The sequence below is a fragment of the Streptomyces sp. SCA2-17 genome, assembly GCF_044336695.1.
Genome location: NZ_CP117521.1, coordinates 6233407 through 6254698, shown reverse-complemented (window position 1 = coordinate 6254698; position 21292 = coordinate 6233407). Strand labels below are relative to the sequence as shown.

Annotated in this window: 11 protein-coding genes; 7 read left to right on the top strand and 4 right to left on the bottom strand. The window is 74.0% G+C overall.

The features are described from left to right. Positions 1-12: 12 nt before the first annotated feature. The 3 genes from PS271_RS27770 to PS271_RS27760 all read right to left on the bottom strand — a co-directional run bounded on the left by PS271_RS27770 (position 13) and on the right by PS271_RS27760 (position 5049). Entirely contained in the window at positions 13-2010 is a 1998-nt protein-coding gene (locus PS271_RS27770; protein WP_398385625.1) for a hypothetical protein, read from the bottom strand. 188 nt (positions 2011-2198) lie between these two features. After that, a complete protein-coding gene (locus tag PS271_RS27765) occupies positions 2199-3641 on the bottom strand; it encodes an amino acid permease (protein ID WP_398385623.1) in 1443 nt (480 codons plus the stop codon). Between the two features lie 169 nt (positions 3642-3810). Then, the gene (locus tag PS271_RS27760) at positions 3811-5049 is read right to left on the bottom strand and encodes a nitric oxide synthase oxygenase (protein WP_398385621.1); all 1239 of its coding nucleotides are present in this window, start codon (positions 5047-5049) and stop codon (positions 3811-3813) included. 217 nt (positions 5050-5266) lie between these two features. Between PS271_RS27760 and PS271_RS27755 the strand changes: the two genes are divergently transcribed. From PS271_RS27755 to PS271_RS27725, 7 genes are all read left to right on the top strand, one after another. Further along, on the top strand, positions 5267-5824 hold the full coding sequence (locus PS271_RS27755; protein ID WP_398385619.1) for a hypothetical protein: 558 nt from the start codon (positions 5267-5269) through the stop codon (positions 5822-5824). A gap of 92 nt (positions 5825-5916) precedes the next feature. Further along, positions 5917-6786 carry a DUF4097 family beta strand repeat-containing protein gene (locus PS271_RS27750; protein ID WP_398385617.1) on the top strand — a complete coding sequence of 290 codons (870 nt, stop codon included), beginning with the start codon at positions 5917-5919 and terminating at the stop codon, positions 6784-6786. Between the two features lie 121 nt (positions 6787-6907). Then, entirely contained in the window at positions 6908-7618 is a 711-nt protein-coding gene (locus PS271_RS27745; protein ID WP_398385615.1) for a YoaK family protein, read from the top strand. A gap of 185 nt (positions 7619-7803) precedes the next feature. Beyond that, on the top strand, positions 7804-15168 hold the full coding sequence (locus tag PS271_RS27740; RefSeq protein ID WP_398385614.1) for a LamG-like jellyroll fold domain-containing protein: 7365 nt from the start codon (positions 7804-7806) through the stop codon (positions 15166-15168). A gap of 131 nt (positions 15169-15299) precedes the next feature. Beyond that, positions 15300-15992: a FadR/GntR family transcriptional regulator gene (locus PS271_RS27735; RefSeq protein WP_398385612.1), complete on the top strand. Its 693-nt coding sequence runs from the start codon at positions 15300-15302 to the stop codon at positions 15990-15992. Continuing rightward, positions 15989-17275: an MFS transporter gene (locus tag PS271_RS27730; RefSeq protein WP_398385610.1), complete on the top strand. Its 1287-nt coding sequence runs from the start codon at positions 15989-15991 to the stop codon at positions 17273-17275. The genes PS271_RS27735 and PS271_RS27730 overlap by 4 nt, the downstream gene beginning before the upstream one ends. Continuing rightward, positions 17272-18405 carry a GDSL-type esterase/lipase family protein gene (locus PS271_RS27725; RefSeq protein WP_398385609.1) on the top strand — a complete coding sequence of 378 codons (1134 nt, stop codon included), beginning with the start codon at positions 17272-17274 and terminating at the stop codon, positions 18403-18405. The genes PS271_RS27730 and PS271_RS27725 overlap by 4 nt, the downstream gene beginning before the upstream one ends. A gap of 80 nt (positions 18406-18485) precedes the next feature. Here PS271_RS27725 and PS271_RS27720 read toward each other — a convergent pair whose 3' ends face one another. Continuing rightward, entirely contained in the window at positions 18486-21248 is a 2763-nt protein-coding gene (locus PS271_RS27720) for a discoidin domain-containing protein (protein ID WP_398385607.1), read from the bottom strand. Positions 21249-21292 lie beyond the last annotated feature (44 nt).

Below are 21292 nucleotides of genomic sequence, written 5' to 3'. Positions count from 1 at the left end.
GCTGCGGCGCGGTCAGACGTACTTGGCGGCCTCGTGCCTGAGTCCGACCCTGCGCGGGTCGGAGTGCATGGCCAGGCTCTGGAACATCGAGCTGATCGTGTCGTTGAGTTCGGGCCGGGCGGCGGGCATGCGGTTGCGCGGATCGCCCGCCAGCCACAGGGCGGTCACCAGCATCGTGAGGGCCCGGCGGTCGGGCGCGGCGAAGGAGGCCGGGGCCAGCTCCTCCGCGAGCCGGTCCACGCGCAGGGTGGCCGTCTGCTCGGGCAGGACGGGGGCGCGCAGGGGCGCGGCGGTGACGGCGTAGAGCTCGTACAGCCAGGCGTCGGTGCCGGGCAGGTCCGTCAGGCTGCGGGCGAGGTGGCCGACGACGTCGTCGAGCCGGCCGCGGGCGAGTGCGTGGTAGAGCACGTCGAGGGGGTGGCCGTGGCGCGCGTGCCAGTCCTGGAGCAGCTCGTGGACCTCGTCCCAGCGGGAGCCGCCGCGGGCCAGCTCCTCCAGGAGCAGCAGGCGCAGCCACGGGTGCAGGACGGGGTGGGCGGACAGCGGGCGCGGGTGGGCGTCGTGGAGGTATCCGGAGCCGCGGCCGCCGCGCGCGCCGGCGTCCTGGGGGACGGCGGGGGTGAGCCACAGCCGGTTGCCCGTCTCGCGGGCCAGGCTGTTGCGGGTGCGCAGGGAGAAGGCGTCCAGCAGGTCGGTGTCGCAGGCGGCGTCGAACTCGCGGGCGGCGGAGCAGGCGACGAGGGCGGTGCGCTGCTCCTCGTTCAGGTCTTCCAGGAGGCCGTGCAGGACGGCCCGGCCGAGCGGCACGGGCTCGGTGACGGGTTCGGGTCCGGGTTCGGCTTCGTCGCCGGCGGGGGGCGCGGGCAGGGAGAGGATGCCGCGCAGTTGTTCTTCGCCGCCGCCGCGGCCGGGGATGTGCGCCGCGGCCTCCAGCAGGCGGTGGGCGCTCCAGGCGTGGCCGCGGGTGAGCCGGTGCACCAGCGGGGGCGCCTCGGGCAGCCGGTCGGCGAGGCCGGCGCCGAGCTGGGCGACCTCGCCCGCGGTCAGGTCGCGCAGCTGGACGCAGTACCACCGCCAGGAGGAGTCGGGCGGCGGGTCGGGCACGGAGCGCTCCCAGTCGGCGTACGAGGCCTGTTCGGGCGTGCGGATCCGCACGCCGGCCGGGCCGGGGGCGAAGGGGCCGGGGACCTTGCCGGCGTCGGAGGCGGTGGCGACGACCAGCAGCGGGTCGGGGGTGCCGCTCGCCTCGCGCAGCTGCACGAGCAGGTCCAGGAAGCCGCGGCCGCCCGGGGCGTCGATGTTGTCGAGGAGGACCACGCCGTTGCGGTCGCGGCGGCGGCGCGCGAACTCGCCGCGCAGGTCGGCGAGGAAGGCCTCGCACAGCCGCCGGTCGACGGCGGCCCGGTCGGCGTCGGTGGGGCTCTTGCTGAGCTGGTTGAGGGCGACGAGCTCGTGCAGCGGCGTGTGCGGGCCGGCGTACCAGGAGAAGCCGGTGCGCCGTGCGACGCCGAGCGGCATCCGGGGCGGGCGGCGGATCAGCCCGGCCAGCAGGCCGATGCCGGGGATCTGCAAGAGGTTGAGGTCCTGGAGGAGGCCCGCGACCTCGGCGGCCCGGTCGGCGGCCACGGTGTGCTCGTGGGCGTCGTACAGGGCGTGGCGCAGCTGGTTGCCGGCGCGGCGGGAGTCGTGGGCGTCGAGCGAGAGGCCGGGGTCGACGACGAGCAGGCCCAGGGTGAGGCGGGGGAAGAGCAGGGCGGGCTGGCGGGCGAAGCGGTGGGAGAGCCCGTAGGCGAGGCGGCCCGCGACCTCGTGCGGGCGGCGCGGCCCCGCGGAGGCGAAGTCGTATAGCGCGTGGGGGCGGTGCGAGCCGAGGAAGCCGAGCCATTCGAGCGCCGTGGTGCGCCCGCTGCCGCGGGTCCCGACGAGGACCACCACGGGCAGGCCGCGGGCGCCGGCCGCCGCGCGCTCGTCCTGGACCCGTGTGCGGCACTCCTGGAACAGTTCCTCCACGCCTTCGGTCCCCAAGGGCCGTCTCGCAGGCTCCGGCACGTCACTTCGCCCCCCTCGGGCCGGCGCGTGTCACCGCCGGCCGGTCAGGAAATGCTGCCACGCGGGTGCCGTTCGCGGGAGGCGTCGGGCGGCAACTGACAGGCGGGCATGCGGAAGCGGCGCCCCCTCTCCGGGGGCGCCGGACCGGGTCAGCCGCGCGTGGCGGCCTTCGCCGGGTCGTCCGCGGGGGCCGCCGCCAGGGGCGTGCGGGCCGCGCGCCGGCGCGCGAAGGGGTATCCGGCACCCAGCAGGGCGAACCAGACGGCGACCACGTAGAGGGCCACGCGGGTCTCGGACTCCCAGGCGATCAGCACGGTCACGAAGGCGAAGCCCGCGAGCGCGATCCAGTTCGTGTACGGGGCTCCCGGCATCCGGTACGTGGACTTCCGCGCCAGGCCCGCGGCCACGGCCCTGCGGTACTTCAGGTGCGTCACGAGGATGATGCTCCACACCGTGATCGCGCCGCCGGTCGAGACCGCCGTGATGTACGCGAACGCGTGCTCCGGGTCGATGGCGTTGATCAGCACGCCGAGGGCCATGACCACCGCCGAGACGACGACGGCCGTGGCCGGCACGCCCCGCTTGCTGAGCCGGCCGAGCGCCTCGGGGCCGTGGCCGTTCAGTCCGGCGGTGCGCAGCATGCGGGCCGTTGCGTACAGGCCGCCGGCGTTGCACGAGGACAGCGCCGAGGTGAGGACGACGAAGTTGACGATGCCGGCCGCGGCGGGGATGCCGATCTTGGTGAAGGCGGCGACGAACGGGCTCGTGCCGGGGTGGAACTCCTGCCAGCTCACGACGGACAGGATGACGAAGAGGGCGCCGAGGTAGAACAGGCCGAAGCGCAGCGGCAGGCTGTTGATGGCCCGCGGGATGTTCTTGTCCGGGTCCTTCGTCTCGCCCGCGGTGACGCCGACGAGCTCCACGCCGAGGTAGGCGAAGAGCACGATCTGCAAGGTCATCAGGGAGTTCCACACGCCTTGCGGGGCGACGCCGCCGTCGGCCCACAGGTGGCTGACGGACGCGGTGTCTCCGGCGTCCCCGAAGCCGATGATGAGGACGCCCAGGCCGATGAGGATCATGCCGACGATGGCCGTGACCTTGATGATCGCGAACCAGAACTCCAGCTCGCCGAAGATCTTCACCGAGATCAGGTTGGCGCAGGCGAGCACCACGAGGGAGATCAGCGCGGTCTTCCACTGGTCGAAGCCGGGGTACCAGTAGTTGACGTACTGTCCGGCGGCGGTGATCTCGGCCATGCCGGTGGTCACCCACATGATCCAGTACGTCCAGGCGGTCGCGTACCCCCAGAACGGGCCGAGGAACCGGTGCGCGTAGTCGGCGAAGCTTCCCGAGGTCGGGTGGTGGGTGAGCAGCTCGCCCAGGGCCCGCATGACGAGGAAGAGCACGGCGCCGGCGGCGGCGTACCAGATGATGAGGCTGGGGCCGGCCTGGGATATGGCGGTGCCGGCGCCGAGGAAGAGGCCGGTGCCGATGGTGCCGCCGATGGCGATCATCTGCATCTGCCGGGAGCCCAGGCTCCTTTTGTACCCCTCGGTGCCGGTGCCCGGGTCCCCCGTGGTTGGCGAGCTCACTGTGGTCGGTTCCTCTCTCTGGCTGTTCCTGCGCTGTCAGTACAAGATCCCCCAGGAGAGCCGCCGTGACCAGAAGATTGCGACCACGGAGTGGGGTGTGTCCTACGGGACGAGCGCGCACAGCACCGCCGGGCCGTCGCGGCGCCGCCCCGCCCGGAGCGGGCGACCGCTACCGGTTCCGGCGGACCGACGGCGACGGCTGGACGGCGTGCGCGGTCAGCGACACCGTACGGTCCACCGCGGCACCCCCGGAGGGCACGCGCTCACCCGGCGCCACGCCCTGCGCCCGCAGCCGCGCGTCGTCGTCCAGGCAGAAGTCCGGCCGGGGCCGGTGCTCGTCGTAGTAGCGGTGGTAGACGGGGGTGAGGCCGCCGGACAGGGGCGGGACGATCCACGACCAGTCGGCGGGGCAGGCCCGCCCCGCGGTCTCCTCCCTGGCCACGTGGCGCAGGAAGCGCGCCGACTCGGTGTGGTGGTCGGCGATGGTGACGCCGGCGGCGTCGAAGGAGTGCAGCACCGCGCGGTTGACCTCGACGAGGGCCTGGTCGCGCCACAGCGTGCGCGCGCTGGTGGTGTCGAGGCCGAGCCTGCGCCCGACCTCCGGCAGGATGTCGTAGCGATCGGCGTCGCAGAGGTTGCGGACGCCTATCTCCGTGCCCATGTACCAGCCGTTGAAGGGGGCCGCGGAGTAGGAGACGCCTCCGATGCGCAGCCGCATGTGGGAGATGGCGGGGACGGCGTGCCAGCGCAGGCCGAGGTCCGCGAACCAGGGCAGTCCGGGGTGGCTCAGCGGCACTTCGAGGACGTCGTCCGGCGGGACGCCGAACCACTGCACGCCGTGCCCCCGGGCCTCGATGATCAGCGGAAGGACGTCGAACCGCCCGCCCGCGCCCTCCCAGCCGAGCTTGGCCGCCAGCTCCGTCAGCCCGTGTCCCCTGGGGTCGCCGGTGCAGCCGCCTTCGAAGCGCGGGTAGCCGGCGTAGCGGATGAGCTGCTCGTTCCAGATGAGGACGGGCGGGCCCGCGGCGTCGTCCTGCGGGAAGACCGTGATGACCGGCCGGACGCGGCCGCCGTTCGTCGCGGCGCGTAAGTGCGCGAGGCACTCCGCGGCGACGCCCGCGGGGTCGGTGACGTGCCGGCGGTCGCGCACGCACAGGCTCTGCCAGTAGAGGCGGCCGATGCAGCGCGCGGAGTTGCGCCACGCGACCTTGGCGCCGAAGGCGAGCTCCTCGGAGGTGTGGCGGTAGCTGCCGGTCTCCGCCAGCTCCCGGCGTATCGCTGCCAGCCGCGCGTGGAGCGCGTCGTCGCCCATTCCGGACTCGCCGGCGAACTGCCGTACGAACCGCTCGGCTTCCTCCCGGTCCGCCACGGCGGCCGCGCGCCGCCCGTCCCGCTGATCGGTCGTCATCGAGCCCCCACCTTGCGCCGGCCGTCGCCGCCTCGGGCCCGGGCGGCCGGAATAAACCCAAAAGACCTTCGGATTGCGCGCCGGGACATCGTATGCGGCGGCACAGCGGCGGCCAAGGAGTTCGGCGATACGGCCACGCGGGCGGGGCGGAGGCGGTACAGGACGGGGCAGGCCCGGAGATTTGCCCGTGGCGCCACGGCGCTGCAAGGATGGCGCCATGGAACTGGTGCGGTATGTCGACAACCTGCGGCAGGAGCTCCTCGTCGCCGCCGAGGCGGGTGACGCGGAGACTCGCGAGCTCGCCGAGCGTCTCGTCGCGCCACTCTCCTCCGCCGTCCGGCTCGTCCTGCTCGACGCCCTGTCGGCCGCCGCCGACGAGATCACCCGCGAGCTGGCGCCCGGCTCGGTGGAGGTGCGCCTGCGGGGGCTCGACCCCGGCTTCGTCGTCACCCCTCCCCCCGCCGAACACGGCCCGGGCGACGCCGGGGACGGCATCGGTCACCCCGGCTCCGGGCACCCCGGCGCGGTGCCGCCGCTGCCCGCCGCTCCCCCGCCGCCGGCCGGCGCCGAGGACGGCGCCACGGCGCGCATCAACTTCCGTCCGCCCGAGCACCTGAAGGCCCGGATCGAGGAGGCCGCGGGCCGGGAGGGGCTGTCCGTCAACGCCTGGCTGGTCCGGGCGGTGTCCGCGATGCTCGAGTCCGACGACCGCGCCCGCCGCCCCGAACGGCGCGCCCCGCGCGGCGGACAGCACTACACCGGCTGGGTCATCTGACCGCTCCCGGCACCGGCCGCCGCCCGGCGGCGCCGCAGCAGCACGCATCCGGCCGGCGGGGACGGCCGGCCGGTTCACCTGGAGGGGCAGCCATGCCTGTTTTCGAGACCCCGTACGAGACGTCGTACGAGACGCCGCAGCCGGTCTCCGTCTGTGTCGACCTGGCGATCGGCGAGGTCCGCCTCGACGCGGGCGACCGCACCGACACGGCCGTCGAGGTGCGCCCGAGCGACCCGCGGAGCGAAGCGGACGCGAAGGCCGCCGAGGACACGCGGGTCGAGTTCGCGGGTGGCCGGCTGCTCGTCAAGGGCCCGAAGCCGCGCCTCTTCGGCAGGTCCGGGTCCGTCGACGTGCGGGTCGGCCTCCCCGCGGGCTCGGACGTCGAGGGCACCGGGCAGCTGGCGGCCTTCCACGGCTACGGCCGGCTGGGCGAGTGCAGGATCAAGACGTCGGCGGGCGACATCCGGCTGGAGGAGACCGGCCGCGCCGCCCTCGCCACGTCGCTGGGGGAGATCACGGCGGACCGGGTGGGCGGACCGGCCGACATCACGGCGGGGGCGGGCGCGGTGCGGATCGGCGTGCTGGCGGGCCCGGCGGTGATCAAGAACGCCAACGGCGGCACCCGGGTCGGCGAGGCCGCCGGGGAGCTGCGGGTCCGGTCGGCGAACGGCACCGTCTCCGTCGGCAGGACCGGCGCGGCGCTGGAGGCCAAGACGGCGTCGGGCGACATCCGGATCGGCGAGGTCGTCCGCGGCGAGGTCGTCCTCGGCACGTCGAGCGGCCGGATCGAGATCGGCATCGCCGAGGGCACGGCGGCCCGGCTCGACGTGCGCACCAAGGCGGGCAACGTCCTCAACTCCCTGACGGCGGCCGACGGCCCGGGCACCGCCGCCGAAACGGCTGAGATCTACGCCGTGACCTCGGCAGGCGACATCACGATCCACCGCGCCGACGGGGTGTGACACCGGCGCGTACGTACGCCAGGGCCGCCCCGCGCCGCACCCCCACCGGTTGCCCCGGCGCGCCGCCTCCGGCACGTACGCTCCCGGTGGGCGCGGCGAGCGGCGCCGTGGAGGAGGCCGGATGCGACAGGTTCTGGAACGTGCCGCCGACCGGCTCTTCCCGGACGGCACCAACGAGCACGGCGCCCTGCCGGCCGTGCTCATCCTCCAGACGCTGGCCACGGGCATTGTGGACGCTGTCAGCTTCATCGGCCTGCACCACGTCTTCGTGGCCAACATGACCGGCAACGTCGTCTTCCTCGGGTTCGCCCTGGCGGGCGACAGCAATTTGTCGGTCCGGGCGTCCCTGACCGCCCTCTGCGCCTTCTCGGCCGGGGCCTGGTCGGCCGGCCGGCTCGGCCACCGCGCGGCTCACCCGGCGCGGCTGTTCGCCGTCGCCACGGCCGTCCACGCGCTGCTCGTCGCGGCCGCCTTGACGGTCGCCTTGACGGCGGGGCACCGGACGGCCGCCGCGCAGACGGCCCTCATCGCGCTCCTCGGCTGCGGCATGGGGCTCCAGAACGCCGCCGTCCGCACGCTCGCCGTCCCGGACCTGGCGACCACCGTGCTGACGCGCACCCTGACCGGCCTGGCCGCCGACGCCCCCGGCCCGGCGACCGTCCGCCGCCTGGCGTCCCTGACGGCCATGTTCACCGGAGCCCTGTGCGGGGGCGCGCTCTTCCTGCGGGAGGGGGCGACCCCGGCACTGGCGCTCGCGCTCGTCCTGCTCGCGGCGGGCGCGGTACCCGTACGGGTCAGGGGGCGACGACAGCACGGCCCCGCCGGGGTGTGACGCACCGTCACCTTCCGGCCACTGGCGCGAACAACTCCTTGACGTGTGTTCCGCGCAGGTAAATGGTGTGTGATCGCCGCGCTCGCAGGGAGAGCGGCGCAGGTCAGCGAGGGTTCTCGCGCCTTTCGCGGAACACGTCGCAGCAGCCCTCGCAGCCAGTTCTCAGCACACTTCAAGGAGCCGTCTTGCCCGGCGAGCAGCAGTTACTGAAGGTCTACTCCGACCGCCCCTACGTCCACACCACCACGGTGCGCCATCAGGGCACCACGGTGGCCCTGGCCATGGACGACCAGCGGCGCCTCGTCTACACCGTCCTGGACCTGTCGCGGCACGACGCGGGCAAAGGCGAGCTCGACGCCGCCTACTGGTCGGAGAACCCCGTCCCGCTCCGCTTCCCGTCCGAGATCGCGGATGTCGGCTTCGCGGTCGCCGGTGCCACCGCGCTGCCGGCGGTCAAGCGCGGCGGCAGGGTGGAGGCCGCGACCGGGGAGCGGCTGGGCGAGGACGAGGCGGACCCCTTCCTGTCCACCACGGCCCGGCTCACGGCCCTCGCCCCCTTCCACGCGCTGTCCGACGGCACCCACGTCGTGGTCCTGCGCCAGTCGGTGGACGCGGCGCACCCCGACGCCGTCCACAAGCTGACCGGAGGCGCCTCCTCCGGCGATCCGGACCGTACGGACTACGTCCTGGACGCCTCGGGCGCCAAGGTGCCGCTCGTCGCGGACACCCTGCTGTGCGACCGCTACCTGCTCGTCGGCGGCGAGCTGAAGCCCGTCCTCGAGGCCCGCTACCGCCGCAGCCGGCACCGGACCCGGCCCGACTCGGCCAAGGACAGCCTGGGCACGACGGACATGGAGGGGCGCCCCTTCCACGAGCCCACCCAGGAGCTGTCGTTCGTACGGAACCTCTCCGGCGGACGCTTCACCGCCCTGCTCGTGCCCACCGCCGTCCACGGGCGGCAGCGCTGGCAGGTCTTCGCGCACAACGACGCCACGGGCCGCATCGACTCCTTCAACGTCGAGCAGGGCCGCGACGGGCTGTTCAACCTCCAGGGCACCCAGGCCTGGACGAGCCCCGACCCCGCCCACCGCAGCGCGGTCTACGAACCCGGACCCGGCACCTGCCCGTTCACCGGGCAGCCGCTGGTCCCCGTGGTGAGCACGGAGGGGCACGCGGAGACCGCGCTGGCCTTCGGCGAGGGCGACGCCCACGTGCGCGTCGAAGGCGGCCCGGAGCTCGCGGGCCGTGACTTCACCGTCGAGTTCTGGGCGCGGCGCACGGCGACGGGCCGCCAGGAGTTCCTCATAGGCCACGGCGACGAGGCGGGCGCCCCCCGGCAGTCCCTGCACATCGGCTTCCGTGACAACGACAGGTTCGTCTTCGGCTTCTACCACGACGACTTCGACACCGAGGCGCGGGGCGACGACACCGCCTGGCACCACTGGGCCTGCGTCTACGAGCACGCCGGCCGCCGGCAGACCGTCTACCGCGACGGTGAGGAGACCGGTACCCGCACCACGGACGGCGCGTACGCCGGGGCGGGCCCGCTGCTGCTGGGCAAGGCCCTGTGGCTCGGCAGTGCCCGCGCCGAGCTGGACGAGGTGCGGATCTGGGACCGGGCCCGCGGCGCCGACGAGCTGAAGCGCGACAAGGGCGTGCGCCTCATCGGCAACGACCCGGGCCTCGTCGCGTACTACCGCTTCGACGAGGGCTCCGGCACGCGCCTGCACGACCAGACCGACGGCGCCCGGCACGGCGAACTCCGGGGCGATGCACGGTGGGTGACCTCAGAGGCGCCCGTCGGCGACCACCCCGGCGTGCGGCGCGACAGCTTCGCCGTCACCGGCCGCACGGTCGTCTCCGGCCTGTCCGCCGTCCTCTACCACCAGCAGGAGGACACGGCCGTCGGCTACGGCCAGGAGCCCAAGCCGGCCAAGCGCCAGGCGCGCGTGCTCCTCTCGTACGCCACGTCCGGCCCCGATCCGAAGACCGGCGCGGCGAGCAACGAGGCCTACGCGGCCACCGTCGACTTCGCCGTCGGGCGCGACGGCCGGCTCGCGCAGGTCCCCGACGAGCTCGCCCTGCCCGTGCTGGCCGCGCCCGAGGCCAGCGGCGACGTCGAGGCGATCAGCGCGCTGGACGCACAGGTGCGGGAGCTGGACCGGCAGGCCGCCGCCAAGGAGCCCGAGCTCGCGCGGCTGGTCCAGCAGACGCCGGACGCCGGGCAGGCGCGCAAGGAGCGCGACGCGCTCAAGAGCGAGCTGGACGGCAACCTCCAGGCGTGGTTCTACCGCGTGCGGTTCAAGCAGCAGCGCGACGGCAAGGACCTCTACCTCGCGGTGGCGGGCCGGCCGCAGAACGACGCCCGGCTGATCAGGACCACGGACAAGGACGACGCGTCCGCCGTGTGGCACTTCCTCGAGTACGGCGACACCTACGAGGGGTACCCCCTCTACTTCATGATGAACAAGGCGGGCGCGCTCGACGTGCACGTCTACTACGAGAGCCGGGACAACGGCGCCGAGCTGGTCCTGTACCGGCGCAACGTCCGCGGCTGGAACAGCCACTTCATCGTCCGGCCGCTGGGCGACGGCTACGCGGCCATCGTCAACCGCTACAGCGGCAAGGCCATCAGCGCCGTCGACAGCGTCAACCGCGACCGGGTCGTGCAGTACGACTTCGGCGCGGCCACGGCGAGCGGCGAGGCGGCGGTCGTCCTGGAGCGGCACGAGGCCCGCTCGTCCGACTCCGGGGTGCGCGGCCTGCGCGAGCGCCTCGAACTCGCCGAGGCCCGGCTGCGCGAGGCGGAGACCGGCCAGGAGAAGATCAGCCGGCTCCAGCGCGAGCTCGACGTCCTCCAGGCGGAGCTCGCCGCCAAGCGCGAGGAGCTCGCCCGCCTCACCGGCGGCCTCAAGGGCACCGACGACATCGCGCTGCCGATGCCGCAGCTGTGCGTGGACCGGACCGGCCTCAGCTGCTCCGGCGCGCTCCTGGAGTTCGCCCGCGGCACCGACCGCCCGTACCTGCTGGACAGCGCCACCGGCAGCGTCGTGCTGTACTTCCGGGGCGCCAATGGGCAGTTCTTCGCCACGTACTACGACACCCTCGTCTCCCGTGCCACCCGGCAGCTCGCGGGCCCCGACGGCACGGCGCTGACGTTCGCCGCCCGGGACGCGGGCACCGACCTCGCCGGCCTGGACATCCTGATCATGGACGTGGGCGACGCCGGGCTGTGCGAGCTGACGATCCGGCGCGGCGCCGAGAGCGAGATCTGGCGCAAGCTGCCGCGCCGGGCCGCCGACTTCGCCGCTGCCGTCAACGGTACGGCGGGCCGGGCGTACGACTACGCGCAGCAGGCCGGGAGCAACCGGCCCGGCGTGCCGCTGTCGGCCGGCTCCCGGCTCCTGGTCGTCGACCCGGGCCGGGCGCAGGAGGTGCCGCTCGGCGCCGTGCCCGACCTGGTCACCGGTCACGGCCCCCGCTGGCGCGCGGACAAGCCCGGCCGGGCGTACGCCTTCGACGGGCAGCAGCACGTCCTGGCCATGGACGCGCAGCCGGACCGCACCGCCACGACGGGCGACCTGACCCTGGAGGCATGGGTCAACCCCGAGCGGGTGAAGGGGACGGCCCGCGTCGTCCACGCCAACACCGGGGACAACCCGTACGCCCTCGGCCTGCTCGCCCCGCCCGCGCCGCCGGCGACCCCCGCCCTGGCCTTCGACGGCAAGAGCGGCGTCGCCATCACGGACGCCGAGGTGCCGCTGTCCGGCACGGACTTCACGGTCGAGTTCTGGGCGCGGCGGCCCGCGGCCCCCGACGGCCGCCCGCAGATCGTGGCCGGCCACGGTACGTCCCACGCCGCCGACAACTCCTCGATGCACATCGGCTTCCGCGCGGACGGCGCCTTCACCTTCGCCTTCTACGGGGACGACCTCGACACGAAGGAGAAGTACACCGACACCGCCTGGCACCACTGGGCCTGTGTCTACACCACGGCCTCCCGTGAGCAGGTGCTCTACCGGGACGGTGCGGAAGTGGCCCGGCGCACGGCGACACGCGGCTACTGGGGCACCGGGCCCTTCAGCTTCGGCAGTTCCCACGCCGGCTGGATACCGGACTACGCCCGCATCGAGATGGACGAGGTCCGGCTGTGGGGCACCGCCCGCACAGCGGCCGAGATCCGTGAGCGGATGGAGACGCGGCTCAAGGGCGACGAGACGGGCCTTCAGGGCTACTGGCCCTGTGCCGGCCCTGCCACCGGGGCCGACGGCAAGCCCGTCGTCGCCGACCGCTCACCGCAGCACCGCACGGTCTCGCTGCGCGGGACCGTCACCACCGCCACCGCCCCCGAAGCGCTCTCCGGGAGCGAGGCCCCCGGCTACCGCGTCGTCGCCGCCGTCGGCAACCGCCTCACCGCCACCCGCGCCTCCTTCCCCCTGCGCGAGTGGGCCCACCTGGCCGCCGCCTACGAGCAGTCCTGGGCGGTCGAGCTGACGGACGGCGCGTACCTGGAGGTGCCCGACAACGACGCCCTCGACGTCACCGGCGACCTCACCGTCGAGGTGTTCTGCCGCACCGACGCCCTCGGCACCACCCAGGGCCTGCTCTCCAAGGGGCGGGCCGCGGACGGTGCCGGCGGCAGCGTCCCGTACCGGCTGCTCGTGCTGCCCGACGGGCGGCTGGAGTTCGGCTTCGAGGAGCCCGACGGCAAGCTCGTGCGGTTCGCCTCCACCGAGGCCCTCACCGCGGGGACGTTCCACCGGATCGCCGTCGTCCGCAAGGGCGGCCGGTCGATGCAGGAGCGCAAGGGCTCGAAGGAGATCACCGCGGCGGGTGCCGGCGGCAAGCCCGTCAAGCAGACCGTGGAGCTCGTGGAGTCCGTGGACGTCCAGGAGTGGCACGACGTCCGCTTCTTCGTCGACGGCCGCGAGGCCGGCACGTTCCGCTACGACGGCCCCGGCCCCAGGGGCAACACCGGCGCCTTCGACCTCGGCCGGGCCCGCGACGGCCTGGAGACGCACTCCTTCACCGGCGTCGTCTCCGAGGCGCGGCTGTGGAGCGTCGCGCGCGACGCCGCGCAGCTCGGCACGCCCGTCTCGGCGCGCGACCGCGGACTGACGGCGCACTGGCGGTTCGAGGAGAACGCGGGCAACACGGCGGCCGACACCACCGGTTCGCACGCCGCCCGGCTGCGCGGCGCCCGCTGGACGGCCAACCCCGACCCGCGCGGCAGCGTCTTCCGCCTCTACCGCAACGGCGTGTCCGTCGCCTGCGACCCGCTGGAGAGCGAGGACTTCGCCGGCTACGGCGACCGGGCGCTCGCGCTGGGCGCCCGGCTGAAGGACGGCCGGGCCGACCAGCCGTTCCACGGCGTCCTGGAAGAGGTGCGGATCTGGCGCACCGCCCGCACCCAGGAGCAGGTTCTGGACAACCTCTTCACCCGCCTCAGGGGCGAGAAGGAGGACCTGATCGCGTACTGGTCCTTCGACCGGGCCTCCACCGACGAGACGGCGGACCTCGTACGCGACGAGGGCCTGCGCGGCAACCACCTGACGCTGCGCGCCGCCCCCGCCCGGCCCGCCGCCGTCCTGTCCACCGCCCCCGTCTCCAGCGACACCGCCCAGGTCCGCTCGGCGCTCGCCGCGATGCGCACGCCCTTCCACGAGGCGATCGGCGGCGCCCCGGCCGTGGCCGAGTACGCGGACATGCAGTACACCGCCAAGGGCGAGGCGTTCGGCGTCCTCAAGCGGGCGTACGGCTACCTGCGCGACGGCCGCTGGCACCTGGTCACCGGCTACAAGGTCGGCGACCTGGTGAGCGAGTGGGTCAGCCAGGTGCAGTTCGACCCGCAGCTGGTCGGCTACGTGGAGGGCGCGCCGCCGGTGCCGTCCGAGAACCTCACCCCGAACACGGTCGACCCCGACCGCGCGACCTATGACGGCGTCGCCTCGGTGGAGTTCACCCAGGCCGAACAGGTCGTCCACTCGCTGTCGTCGGCGAAGGAGCGCAGCGTCGACGCGGCGTTCAACTTCGCCCTCTCCAACGAGGTCGACGTCGACATGTGGATGATCGCCGCGCCGCTGGGCTTCGGCGTGGCCAAGTCCATGGCGAAGGCCAAGGTGTCGGTGGGCGTGCGCGGCAGCCTGGAGTTCTCCAACAGCTGGGCCGACGAGACCGCCGTCTCCCAGGGCGAGAACACCGCCCGCGCCATGAAGGTGGACCTCTCCGGCAGCTGGGAGGACCCGCTGAAGCCGCTCAACCCGGCGCTCGGCCGCCGCTATGTGCCCGTCAACACCGGTTTCGCGGTCGTCCAGTCCCAGACCGCGGACGTCTTCGCGCTGCGCCTGGCGCACAGCGGGGCCCTGGTCGCGTACCGCATCCAGCCCAACCCGGACGTGCCCAAGGACTGGAACGTCGTCCCGTTCCCCCTCAACCCCCGCTACACCAAGCAGGGAACGCTGGACGGCACGGTCGGCTTCGACGAGCACGGCAGGGTCCTGGACCCGGACTACGAGGGGGCCCGCGAGCACGGCGAATACAGCTACTACAAGCCGCGCGAGGCGTACGCGATCAAGCGGCGCATCCAGCGGGACCAGCAGCGGCTGCGCAGCTACTACGAGACGGTCTCCACCGACACGGGCACGCCCGACCCCACCGCCGAGCGGGCGGGCCGCGTGCTGGGCGGCGCGATCGGCGGCGACACGTCGCCCGGCCGGAGCCGCGACACGGCGGGCAACTCCACCGGGGACGGGTTCTCGCGGCGCGACCTGGTCAACACCTACGTCTGGACGGCGGACGGCGGCTTCTTCGCCGAGACGACGGAGACGACCGACGCCGTCAGCGAGACGACGTCCGGCTCGTACGCGCTGTCCGGCTCCGTGGGCGCGTCCGTCGGCACGTCCTTCGACGTTATGGGCGTGGGCATCAACGCGCAGCTGGACGCGTCCGTCGGCGGCGGCATGTCCGTGACCCGGGCACGCGGCAAGGAGGCCACCCGCTCGTTCGGGCTGAACGTCACCTGCTCGCCGTCCGGCAACGTCCAGCAGTACGACGCCGGCCGCAAGCCGGTCTTCGACGCCGACGGCAATCCCGTCAACGCGCCGGGGAAGGTCGACGCGTACCGGTTCCTCAGCTTCTACCTGGGCGAGGACACCGAGCACTTCGACACGTTCTTCCACAAGGTCGTCGACCCGGCGTGGCTGGAGAACGGCGCCGACCCGAACGCGGCCGCGCTGCGGCAGGCCCGCCAGTCGGACCGCAAGCCGCCGTGCTGGCGCGTCATGCACCGCGTCACGTTCGTCAGCCGGCTCCTGCCGCCCGCCGCGGCCGCCGGCGCGCCCGCGCTGGAGAAGGCGATGCGGCAGCTGGACGTGGAGAGCAACTACGAGCTCGTCCGGCGCCTGGACCCCTACGTGAAGGGAGCGGCGACGAGCCTTCCGGAACTGACGGAGGCCGTGCGCTCGGCCCTGGCCGCGCACCTCCCGGAGCTGAGCCCGCACGCGGACCACGTGACCGGCTTCCTGGCGCAGTACTACGGCGTCGAGGCCTGACGCGCGCGTGCCCCGCCCCCGTGAGCCGGGGGCGGGGCACCACCCTCGCCCTCGGCGCGGTACCGCTCAAGCAAGTAAGTTAGGGTCTCCTTACTAAGGGATGATGATACGTTCTATCGGAGGTGAGCGGAGTGCGCGCAGTGCCGCGTTCGGCCCTGATCGAAGGCACCATCGGCCGGCTGAAGTCCCAGATCATCAGCGGCAGATGGCCGATCGGCAGCAAGATCCCCGTCGAGGACGAGCTCGTGGCGGAGCTGGAGGTCAGCCGCAGCACGCTGCGGCAGGCGGTCCAGGCCCTGGTCCACGTGGGCCTGCTGGAGACCGCGCAGGGCCGCGGGACGTTCGTGCGGGGCACCCACGAGGTCGACGCCGTCCTGACCCGTTATCTGGCCGACGCCGAGCTCCGCCACGTCCTGGAGACCCGCCGCGGCCTGGAGGTGGAGGCGGCCGGTCTCGCCGCCGAGCGCCGCAACCGGTCCGACGTGGTCCGCCTCGCGGCCGTGTACGCGCGCCAGACCGCCGCCCACCGGGACGGCAGGGCCGGCGAGTTCAACCGGGCGGCGGTGGAGTTCCACACGGCCGTCGTCGAGGCGGCGGGCAACCCCGTGCTGACCCGGCTCTACAGCAGCATGCTCGGCTCCGTCCGGGACTCGGTCCGGGTGGGCGGCGTGCGCCGCCCCGAGGAGCACTACGGGGACCCCGGTCACGCCCGCATCCTGGAGGCGATCGACGGCGGCGACCCGCAGGCCGCGCGGGACGCCGCGGCCGAGCACGTGTCCGCCTTCCTGATCGCGCTCGCGCCGGCCGGCGAGGACGCGCCGTGACGGCCCGGGGCGGCGCGCCCTCCCCCCACGGCGAGGAGCCGCTGTTCACCCGCACCGCCGTGGTGACGTCCTGCCTGGGCATGGTGATCATCGGCGCGCTGATCGCCCTGTACGGCCCGGTGGTTCCCGCCCTGCGCGACCGGTTCTCGTTATCGGAGCCGACGGCCGGGCTGGCCCTGGCCGCCCAGTCACTCGGCGCGGTGGTGGGTGTCCTGGGCTTCCACTCCCTTCACCGCCGGATCGGCAACCGCGCGCTGCTCGTCTCCTCCTACTTGACGATGATGGCGGGCACGGTCACCTTCGGCCTCTGCGGGACGTGGCCCCTGATGCTCGCGGCGGCCGTCGTGACGGGACTCGGCCTCGGCGGCGTCGACTTCGCCATCAGCCGGTTGTTCCTCATCGGGCTCGGCTCCCGCGGCCCGGCCCTGCTGAACGTCGCCCACGGCTGCTTCGGGCTCGGCACCGTCCTGGCGCCGGCCGTCATCGCGGTCACCGGCCCCGAGCGCTACGGCGCCGCGTTCATCACGATCGGCCTGCTGACGCTGATCCCCCTGGCCTGCGTGCGCGGGGTCCGGGCCCGCCCGACGCCCGCCGAACTCGCCGAGGCCTCCCCCGCGGCACCGGCCCACCGCTCCGGCGGACGCGGCCCGGCCGTCATCCTCGCCGGCTTCGTGGCGATCTACCTGCTGCACTTCGCGGTGCAGAGCGGCATCGGCAACTGGGAACCCACCCACCTGCACGCACTCGGGCAGAGCATGACCGGCGCGACGGTGGCCACGTCGGCGTACTGGCTGGCCATGACCCTCGGCCGCTTCCTCGCCGCCCCGCTCGCCCGCCGCCGGCCGCCCGCCGCGATCGTGACCGGCGCCTGCGCCCTGATGACCGTCAGTGTCCTGCTGGTGCCGGTGCCGGGCCTCGCCCCGTGGGCCTACGCGGCCGCCGGGCTGTGCATCGGGCCCGTCTTCCCCAACGGCCTGAACTGGCTGAACCGCTCCGCGCCCGCCTCGGGCAACGCCATGGCCTACGCCATCGCCGCGGCCATGCTCGGCTCCGTCGCGTTCCCGCCCGCGCTGGGCGCGGTCATCGAGGAGTACGACGTCGGCGCCCTGCCCCTGACGCTGTCCGTCCTGTGCCTGGTCACGCTGGCCATCAGCACGGCCCTCGCGCGACGGCTGCGCGGCGCCCGGCAGGGAACTGTCACGGCCGGGGCCCCGCTCCTCCGCGAGCAGCCCCTCACCACCCCGACCGTACGATCAAACACCCGAGAGAGAGGCGCTTCATGACCAACCAGTGGGTGGCGGGATTCCGCAGCGCGGTGATCAGCCCGTACGAGACCGTCCGGCTCACCGAGTCCCGCGGCTTCAGCAATCAGACGGTCCGCCAGGTCCTGCACATGGCCGGAGGCGGCGTGCGGATACGGGTGCGCCTGTCCAACCGCTACGGCCGCTCCCCGCTGACCGTCGCCGACGCTCGGGTGGCCGAGCGCAAGACCGGCGACGAGATCGTCGCCGGGACCGACACCGGAGTGCGCTTCGACGGCTCCCCTCAGGTGACGATCGCGCCGGGCGGCGAGGTGGTCAGCGATCCCGTCGCCCTGCCCGTCCGGGCGGGCACCGACCTCGTCCTCAGCCTCTACCTGCCGGCGGAGACCGGCCTGGCCACCACCTCGCACATGCCCGCCGAGACGTCCTACGTCACCGCCGGGAACCAGGCCGGGGCGGCGAGCCTCCCCGGGGCCGAAGAGGTACCGGCCAGGTTCTACGTCACCGGGATCGACGTGCTCGCGGACGAGGGCACGGCGGTCGCCGTCGCCTTCGGCGACTCCTGGTTCGAGGGCGTCGGCACCACGCCCGGCACCAACCGGCGCTCCGTCGACGCGCTCAACCGGCGCCTGGAGCGCGGCTGGACCGTCAACCAGGGCATCGCCGGGAACCGGCTGCTGACCGACGAGATCGGCGAGCACGCCCTGGCCCGCTTCGAGCGGGACGTGCTCTCCGTGCCCGGCGCCGCCCACGTCCTGGTGAACTTCGGCATCAACGACCTGGGCCTGCCCGGCATGGCGGGCCTGCCGCCCGCCACGGCCGGCGAGCTGACGGCCGGGTTCACCGAGCTGGCCCGCCTGGCGCACGAGGCCGGGCTGACGGTCCACGTGGCGACCATCGGCCCGTTCGCCGGCGCGATCTACCCGGGGATCAGCACCCCGGAGGGCCTCGCCGTCCGGCGCGAGGTGAACGAGTGGATCCGCACCGGCGGCGCCTTCGACTCGGTCTTCGACGTCGCCCGCGCCGTGGAGGACCCGGAGCGGCCGGACTACATCCGCCCCGGGTTCGACAGCGGTGACGGCATGCACCTCAACGACGCCGGAGCCATGGCCATGGCCGCCGCGGTCGACCTGGACGCGCTCACGTTCTGACACCACCGGCGTCCCCGTGGCGACCCCGCACGACGCGCTTCTCGTGCAACCCCCGGCCGTGCGGGGTCCCTCTCCTCCCCCTACGAGACCGTCACTTCGGCGATGCCCGTGCGGGACCCGGCGGCCCCGGCACCCTGCACCACCACCCTCACGTACCGCGCGGACACCGGCGTGGCGCTTCCGCCGGCCGGGACGTCGCGCCAGTGCCGGCCGTCGGTGGAGAGCTGGACGGCGGAGGAGGCCGGGGCCGGGCCGCTCCAGGCGGGGGTGACCTTGGTGACGCGTACGGACTTGCCGAGGTCGGTGGTCAGGCTGCCGTCCGGGCCATCCGGGACCCAGGCCGTGGCCGTGTTGCCGTCGACGGCGGCCGCCGCGTACATGCCCGGTTCCTCGGAGGAGGCGGTGGCGGCGGTGCAGCGGGCCGTGTTGGCGGTCGGCGCGAGGTCGGGGCGGCGGGTGTCGAGCACGGCCGGGGCCGCCTTCGTGACGGTCTTCGTGCCCTGCGGCGTGTCGAGGGTCATCGGCGCGCCGTCGGTGAGCCGTACGGTGGTGCGCCGGGCGCCGAGCTCGACGTCGTACGTGCGGCCCTGCCAGCGCAGCCCGCGCAGGGTGACGCCGCGGCCGAGCTGCGGCGGCAGCATCGGGTCGAGGTGCAGCCGGTCCTCGCGCATCCGCATGCCGGTCAGGCCGTTGGTGAAGATCTGGAGGAAGCCGCCCTTGCCGGTGAGGAAGTCGTGCGCGGGCGAGCCGGCCAGCGGGTCCTCGGCGCCCGCCTTCGCGCCGCGGGCCTCGGAGAACTGGGCGAAGGGCCCGCGGACGAACGGCCTGATGGCGCGCTGCAGATAGGTGTACGTCGAGCAGCCCGGCTCGCCCGTGCCGGCGGAGACGATGGCGTGCACGGAGTCCGTCATGGCCGGGCCGTCGGGGTCGGTCCGCTGCGCGTAGTAGTCGAGGGTGTTCGCTGCCGCGCCCTGCGGCATCGGCCACTCCAGCGGGTACATCAGCAGGACCGTGTCCGCCTGTTTGATCTTGCTGCCGCGGTAGCCGTCGTACTGCTCGAAGACCTTGCGCTGCGCGTCGTAGGGGATCCGGATGCGGTCGGCGATCGCCGTCCACTCCCCCGGTGCGCGCTCGCCGAGCAGCTGTGCGGCGCGGGCGGCGTTTCGCAGTGCGGTGGCCGCGCCCGCGTTGGTGAAGACCGCGTCGTCGACGCCGTTGCTGTACTCGTCGGGGCCGGCGGTGTCCTTGATGGAGTAGCTGCCGTCGGTGTTGCGGCTGACCCTTCCGGCCCAGAATTCGGCGATGCCCTTCATGACGGGCCAGCCGCGCCCGCGCAGCCACGCGGTGTCGCCGGTGGCGAGGTAGTACTGCCAGGCGGCCAGGGAGATGTCGGACTGGAGGTGGATCTGGGTGCGGCAGTGGGGCGGGTCCACGCTGTGGCACTCCTGGGCCAGGTCGCCCTTGCTGCCGCTGTTCCAGGGGTAGAACAGGCCCTGGTAGCCGAGCTTCCGGGCGTTCTCGCGGGCTCCGGGGAGGGTGCGGTAGCGGTATTCGACGACGCTCCTGGCGAGCGCGGGGTCGGTGGCCAGCAGGGCCGGGTACATCCAGGTCTCGGCGTCCCAGAACACCAGCCCGGCGTAGTTGTCGCTGGTCAGCCCGGCCGGGGCGATGCTGTCGGAGGCGTCCTTGCGGCTGCTGGAGAGCAGCCCGTAGCGCGCGGAGCGCACCCATGCCTGGAGGTCGCGCTGCCCGGGCACCTCGATGTCGGCGCGCCACAGGCGGGCCCAGGCGGCGGTGTGGGCGCGCAGCAGGCCGTCCCAGCCGCGCCGGGCGGCGCGCTGCGAGGCGGCGGTGGCGTCGCGGCGGGGTGCGTGCGAGGTCAGGGCGGTGTCCACGCCGACGTACTTGGTGAGTTCGTAGGACCGGCCCGTGCGGACGGGGAAGCTGAGCGACTGCCGTGCGCTCAGGTCCGCGGCGGCGCCGGCGCCCTTGGATCCGGTGGTCCGTATGCCGTTGCCGGCGCGCAGGGTGGAGGCGACGGCGCCGTCGGTGCCGGTGCCGTCGGTGCGGAAGGTGACGTCCATGGTGCGGCCGTCGCGGCCGGGGCTCTCGGTCCGGTCGCCCCCGCCGGTCCCGCTCATGCGCCGGGCGCCGTGTCCGTCGATGAGGTCGGTGACGGTGGCCTCGCCGCTCCAGCGCGGTGTCATGCGCAGCCGGACGGCGCCCGCGTGCGGGTCGTTGCGGTCGGCGAGCACCTCGTAGACCAGGTCCGTCTTCCTGCCGTCGGCGGCGGTCCAGGTCAGGGAGGTCCGGACGATGCCGCAGTGCAGGAAGAGGGTCTGGCGGTAGCCGGACACCCGGCCCGGTTCCGTCGAAGAGTTGAAGGTATCGCCGTGTGCGCCGCCGGTGCCGACGGTGAGCCCGGTCCAGGTCGGCAGCGCCGCGACGGCCTGCCGGTCGTCCGCGGTCTGCGGGTTGTGCGCGTAGAGCCCGGAGACGAACGAGCCGTCGTAGGCGGGGGTGAAGAGCGGCCAGCCGGTCTTGGTGTCGCTCGCGGAGTAGCCGGCGCCGTTGGGCGGGACGCGCTGCCCCAGGTAGCCGTTGCCGACGTAGGCGTGGTGGGTGTCGGCGGTGTCGATGCGGGTGGAGTCGAGCGACCAGCCGTCGCCCGTCCGGCAGCCGGCGGACGGGGGGACGGCGGCGGGGGAACGGTCTGCGGTGGGGGGTTGTGGTGCGGATGCCGCGGCCGCGGGCGCCACCGGGGCGACGAGCGCTCCGGCGAGCAGCAGCGCGGTCAGGCGGGCGGGACGCGGGCGCGGGCGCGCTCCGGGGGAGTACGTCATTGTTCTCCGTCGTTCTCGTAACTCGTGCGAGAGTCCCGCGACCA